5 protein-coding genes are annotated in these 5,488 nt (G+C 68.4%); 1 reads left to right on the top strand and 4 read right to left on the bottom strand.

Annotated elements, in window-relative coordinates; all coding sequences use genetic code 11:
* Positions 1-132: 132 nt before the first annotated feature.
* The 4 genes from BRAS3809_RS11255 to BRAS3809_RS11240 all read right to left on the bottom strand — a co-directional run bounded on the left by BRAS3809_RS11255 (position 133) and on the right by BRAS3809_RS11240 (position 2,996).
* Complete coding sequence (locus BRAS3809_RS11255; protein ID WP_008962222.1) at positions 133-768, bottom strand: hypothetical protein; 636 nt, start codon at positions 766-768, stop codon at positions 133-135.
* A 183-nt stretch (positions 769-951) separates the two neighbouring features.
* Positions 952-1,218: a hypothetical protein gene (locus BRAS3809_RS11250; RefSeq protein ID WP_008962221.1), complete on the bottom strand. Its 267-nt coding sequence runs from the start codon at positions 1,216-1,218 to the stop codon at positions 952-954.
* An 87-nt stretch (positions 1,219-1,305) separates the two neighbouring features.
* Positions 1,306-2,286: an NAD(P)H-dependent flavin oxidoreductase gene (locus BRAS3809_RS11245; protein ID WP_008962220.1), complete on the bottom strand. Its 981-nt coding sequence runs from the start codon at positions 2,284-2,286 to the stop codon at positions 1,306-1,308.
* 56 nt (positions 2,287-2,342) lie between these two features.
* Entirely contained in the window at positions 2,343-2,996 is a 654-nt protein-coding gene (locus BRAS3809_RS11240; protein ID WP_035656071.1) for a hypothetical protein, read from the bottom strand.
* A 157-nt stretch (positions 2,997-3,153) separates the two neighbouring features.
* On the opposite strand from BRAS3809_RS11240, the gene BRAS3809_RS11235 reads away from it, so the two are divergent.
* The gene (locus BRAS3809_RS11235) at positions 3,154-4,716 is read left to right on the top strand and encodes an AMP-binding protein (RefSeq protein ID WP_008962218.1); all 1,563 of its coding nucleotides are present in this window, start codon (positions 3,154-3,156) and stop codon (positions 4,714-4,716) included.
* Positions 4,717-5,488 lie beyond the last annotated feature (772 nt).

The following is a 5,488-nucleotide window of genomic DNA, read 5'->3' as shown; positions in this document are numbered from 1 at the left end:
GCGCGGGGCCCGAGAGCGGCGGGCATCCGGAGGCCAATCCGCCGGCAAGGTAAAAAGCCGGCCCCCGAAATCACGAAGGCCGCGCGATGCGCGGCCTTTTTGCATTTCAAACCAGGCGCTGGAGCGGCCCGGTCAGATCGCGGCGGCGACCTTGTCGAGACCGATGGTCCGCGCGAGCCGCCGCACCTCGTCCTTCTGGTCGTCGCGCAGCTGCCAGAGCAGCGGCATCGCCGCCGATTTCAGCTGCTGCACCTCGTCGGAGTCCGGATCGATCGTGACGGCGCCGGGCTTGGCGGTCTGGCGGGCGGCGTGGATCTTGCGGGCGACGGCGCGCAGCGCGGTCTCCACGGCCGGCCAATAATATTCCTGGCTCGCCGACAGCCGCAGCCGCTCCTTGATTCCGGCGATCTGGGTGTCCGACAGCAGCGAATAGGCCTTCTGCACCTCGGGCTTCAACGGCGCGGCGGGCGCGTCGGTCCGGGCCATGATCTTGGACTTCGGCAGGATCGGCTCGGCCGCAGCAGAGGTCCTGGCAATCTCCCTGGCCGGCTCCTTGGCGATCTCCGGCTCGGAGGGCGCGTAGGCATAGGCCTGGCGCAGCGTGCTGCGGGCCGGCGCGGCCGGCGGCTCCGCTTCGACCGCCGCAACTGTGACCATCGAAAGGCGATCACCCTTGGCTTCGCGGTTGGAAATCGGGCTCTTGGCAACGACGGCCGGCATCATCGCACCGGCCGAAGGGACACTGTCCTGCATCAGGATACTGGTCACGGCGGCGCCGGCGATCAGAACGCCCAGCAAAGCGACAAAAGCGATCGACTTCGTCACGCAAATCTCCGTATCCCGGCGGAAACGCCGCACTTTGCCGAAAACTGGGAGTAAATTAAGGCTTTACGATGCCCCAGAAATACATGGGCCACCATTCCGCCCTGTGAAGGTGGCGGATATTTTTTTTCACGCGGCGGACGACAGCTCGGCCGGGGTCAGCAGGTCGTAGGCGGCCTGGATGTCGGCGACGATGTCGGAGGCCTCCCACAGCGCCGCCGGTTCCACAGAATGCAGGCTGATCGTCCAGTTCCCGCCGCGCGCGGTGCGCGGCACGCTCATGATGTCGAACTGGACGCTGCGGCACAGCGGATGCCGCTGCAGGGCGTGTCCAACCCGGATCCGGATCTCCTCGAGCGTCGCCCGCTCCTTCGTCAGCCCCAACTCGATGCCCATTGCGCAATTCCGCCAAATCGAAACTCGGCGGATTGTGGTCCGGGATGGTTAATGGTGCCTTAAGGACACAGTGGGACCGCGTCGTCATCAGGGAGCCCCTCGCGCGCGTTCGTACTCGTCCGCGGTGCGCGCCACCAGCGTGGCCACGTCAGGAATGTCCGTCACTCCGGACGTCGCATGCCCCGCGCTCCAGATGTCGCGCCACCGCGCCGGCCGGCGCTCGCGCGCGCCGACATCGATATCCTTGCCGATCTCGATGGCGCCGCGCGCCGGCAAGGCATCGGGATCGAGCCCGGCGGCGATGATCGAGGGCCTGAGCATGCTGGTCGGCAGGCCGGTGAAGGCCGAGGTCAGCACGACGTCGTCGGCCGAGCTGTCGACCAGCATGGCCTTGTAGCGCTGATCCGCCATGCTCTCGCGCGTGGCGATGAACCTGGTGCCCATGTAGGCGAGATCGCAGCCGAGCACCTCGGCCGCGCGCAACGCCACGCCGTCGCTGATGCCGCCGGCGAGCACGATCGGACCGGCGAAGAAGCCGCGCACCGCGCGCACGAAGGCGAACGGATTGAGCCAGCCGGTCTGGCCGCCGGCGCCGGCCGTGAGCAGCACCAGGCCGTCGGCGCCCGCTTCGATCGCGCGCTCGGCGTGGCGGATCGAGGCGACGTCGGCAAACACCATCGCGCCCGCATCATGCAGCGGCGCGATCACCGGCGCCGGCGAGCCGACCGAGGTGATGACCAGCTCCGGCCGATACCGCAGCAGCACGGCGAGATCATCCGCCAGCCGCGCATTGGAGCGGTGCACGATCAGGTTCGGACAGACCGGCGCCGCAGCCACGCCCTTCGCATCGCTGCTGCGCGCGCAACGGCCGGCGATCTCGCGCAGCCACCCATCGAGCTCATCGGAGGTGCGGCAGTTCACGGTCGGGAACGCGCCGATCACGCCATTGGCGCAGGCCGCGCCGACCAGATCGATGCCCGACACCAGGAACATCGGCGCCGCAATCAGCGGCAGCCGCAACCGTGCCCGCAGGCCGGTCAAAGGATCCGGACTTCGGCTCGTCTGCATCGCGTGTCCTCCCTGAGGCTCGTTGAGCTCAGGGATAGCCACGCCGGAGCGCGCGATCAATCGTCGCCGAAGAAGCTGAAGCGCGGTCCAGGCATGTCGACCGGCTGCGCGGCATAGGCGCGCGGCGAGGAATCCTCGCGCACCGCCTGCTCGACGGCGCGCAGATCCTGCTCGCGGCGCTGCCGGCGACGCTCGACATATTGCCGGTGCCGCTCGGCGCGACGCTGCTCGGCCGCGCGCTTGCGCTCGGCGTCGCGCGACGCCTGATCCGAAGCCTGCGCCTTGTCTGCAACCTTGTCCTGGCTCTTGTCTTGCGTCGTGTCCTGCGCCTTGGCTTGTGCGTCGCCTTGCTGCGGCATGGTGGACGCCGGCGAAACCGCTGCCGTGGTCGTCGCTGCTGCCGGAGCCTGCGGCTGTGAGGCATTCGCCAAAGCCGTCGTGGCGGAAGCCGGGCTTGCCGTGACCGCGTTGGCCGTCGCGGGCGCGACCTTCACCGGGACCGTCGCGGCCGCCTGGGTTGCAGCGAGATAGGAGGTGGCGGTCGGAGACGGCGACGGCGCATCCGGCGCGGATCGCTCGAGCTTGGCGGTGTCCATCACCGGCGCCCTGGGATTCATGCCCTGCGCAATCATGAGCCCGCCCCCGAGGCCTGCCGCGACGGCGATGGCGACTGTTCCGGCCCCCGCGAAAAAAGCTGTCGACGTGCGCATGGCCTGGCTCCCTGATTGTTCGGCCGGGCAACGCGGCGCGCGCAGCGATGTTCCGACCGGCATGCCGAGGCGGCTTGAGCGCGAGAGGCATTCTGTTAGCCTGCGCGCCAAGCCTCGCGACGCAACAATCAGCGGGGCACCTCGGGAGGATGACCGCATGAGCCATGAGCTGCACTCGTTTCCTGTCGTCTGCGAGCAGACCCTGCTCACGCTGTCGCGCCATCCGCAGCGCACCGCCTTCAGCTGGCCCGGTGGATCGCTGTCCTATCAGGGCGCGATCGACCTGATCGGGCGGATGCAAAGCGTGTTCATGCGACTCGGCCTCGCGCCTGGAACACGCGTCGCGTTCCTCACCGCGAACCGCGCCGACTCCTGGTGTGCCGGCATGGCGGCGCAGCTGTCGCGGCTGGCCATCACCTGGCTGCATCCGCTGGGCTCGCTGGAGGACCAGTTGTTCCAGCTGTCGGATTCCGAATCGCAGGTGCTGGTGATCGATGCCGCGGCGTTCCGCGACCGCGGCGGCGACCTCGCCGCGCGCGCCGACAGCCTGCGCCACGTGTTCACGCTCGGGCAGGCCGGTTACGGCGCCGATCTCCTCGCCGCCATCGAGCAGGCCGGCCACGCCACCGCGCGCAATTTCGCCCGGCCCGACGACATCGCCACGCTCAACTACACCGGCGGCACCACCGGCAAGTCGAAGGGCGCGCTGCGCCATCACCGGGAATATGGCGGCTTCGCCACCGCGATCCTGGCCGACTTCGAGATCCCGGACCGCGCCAGCTATCTGACGGTGGCGCCGATCAGCCATGTCGCCGGCACCAAGGTGCTGCCGACCCTGATGCGCGGCGGCACCGTGCACATGCTCAAGGGATTCGATCCCGAGGCTGTGCTGAAGACCATCGAGCGCGAGCGCATCAACTTCACCCTGTTCGTGCCGACCATGATCTACGTGCTGCTCGATCATCCGGCGCTGGCCAGGACCGATCTCTCCTCGCTCGAGCTCGTGCTGTACGGCGCATCCGCGATGTCGCCGACGCGGCTGGTCGAGGGCATCGAGCGCATCGGCCCGGTGTTCTCGCAGCTCTACGGCCAGACCGAATGCTATCCGGTGTCGGTGCTGCGCAAGGCCGATCACGATCCGAAACAGCCGGAGTTGTTCCTGTCGTGCGGCTTCCCGATCGCGGCCTGCGAGGTCAAGATCCTCGACGACGATGATCACGAGGTGCCGCAGGGCGAGGCCGGCGAGATCTGCGTGCGCGCGCCGCACGTGATGGCGGAGTATTGGAAGCGGCCGGACATCACCGCCGAGACGCTGAAGAACGGTTGGCTGCACACCGGCGACATCGCCCGCCGCGACGAGCGCGGCTATTTGTACATCCTCGACCGCAAGAAGGACATGATCGTCTCCGGCGGCTTCAACATCTTCCCGCGCGAGATCGAGGATGTGCTGACACAGCACGGCGACGTGGCGATGTGCGCCGTGGTCGGCGTGCCCGACGACAAATGGGGCGAGGCGGTCACCGCGATCGTCGTGCCGCGCGCCGGCGCGCAGCCGAACGCGACCGAGCTGATCGAGCTGGTCAAGGCCCGCAAGGGCTCGGCGCACGCGCCGAAGCGCGTCGAGTTCGTGACCGAGCTGCCGGTGACCGGCGTCGGCAAGATCGACAAGAAGGTGCTGCACGCGAAATACTGGGAGGGCCGCGGGCGGATGGTGGGGTAGCGGCACGGGCAGCTCGCTCAACTGGACACCGTCATTGCGAGGCGCCCTTGCGCCGAAGCAATCCAGGGGCGGCACGCGTGGCCCTGGATTGCTTCGCTGCGCTCGCAATGACGGAGGTCTCGCGGCCACAGCGCGGCTACTCGCCACGGACACCACTCGCCACGACGAAGACGAGGTACACGGCCCATCGAAGATCCGGTCGGCCGCGCGCAGGGCCGCCGCACTCCGCTGTCGTCCCGGGCAAGCGAAGCGCGACCCGGGACCCATGACCACAGGAGGGCGTGGTGAGCCGTGATCTCGCGACAGGCGTGCCTCATTCGACGTCCTGTGGTCATGGGTCCCCGCGTTCGCGGGGACGACACCGTTTGCAAGGCACGATTGCCGGCACACACTATGCGCCACTCGACCGAGACGCGCCCCACGCGCCGATCTGACCGTCGGTGGCACAAACTGCGCACGCGACCTCGCCGCCTCGCGGCGCGTCGGCGTCCGAGTGTTGCTGAATTCTCCCCTCCATCAGGACGGAGGGTGCAGGGAAGGCCAGGCCTCGACCGAGGCCTGCGGTCCGCGTGCAGCAAAAAAAGCACGCGGCAGAACCACAGGTTCGGCCGGACAGACCCGGCCTTCCCCGCGCGATGGTTTGACGGATTATACGCAGTCTCCCCGGCGACCGGGCTTGTTTGCCACCGTCGTCCCGCGAGATGCATCTGGCGATCTCACGAAACTTGACCTCAGCGTCGGGAGGCCAGGACCCTGCGACTTCACCGTCCGC

Origin of the sequence: Bradyrhizobium sp. STM 3809, assembly GCF_000239795.1 — a bacterium.
Classification (GTDB): domain Bacteria; phylum Pseudomonadota; class Alphaproteobacteria; order Rhizobiales; family Xanthobacteraceae; genus Bradyrhizobium.
Note: the sequence above shows the minus strand (reverse complement) of the source record. Positions and strands in the feature narration are given on the sequence as shown.

Excerpts from the sequence above, each read along its gene's own strand:
- BRAS3809_RS11245 (WP_008962220.1), bottom strand. The coding sequence starts at position 2,286 with ATGCAGACGAGCCGAAGTCCGGATCCTTTGACCGGCCTGCGGGCACGG.
- BRAS3809_RS11250 (WP_008962221.1), bottom strand. The coding sequence starts at position 1,218 with ATGGGCATCGAGTTGGGGCTGACGAAGGAGCGGGCGACGCTCGAGGAG.
- BRAS3809_RS11240 (WP_035656071.1), bottom strand. The coding sequence starts at position 2,996 with ATGCGCACGTCGACAGCTTTTTTCGCGGGGGCCGGAACAGTCGCCATC.
- BRAS3809_RS11235 (WP_008962218.1), top strand. The coding sequence starts at position 3,154 with ATGAGCCATGAGCTGCACTCGTTTCCTGTCGTCTGCGAGCAGACCCTG.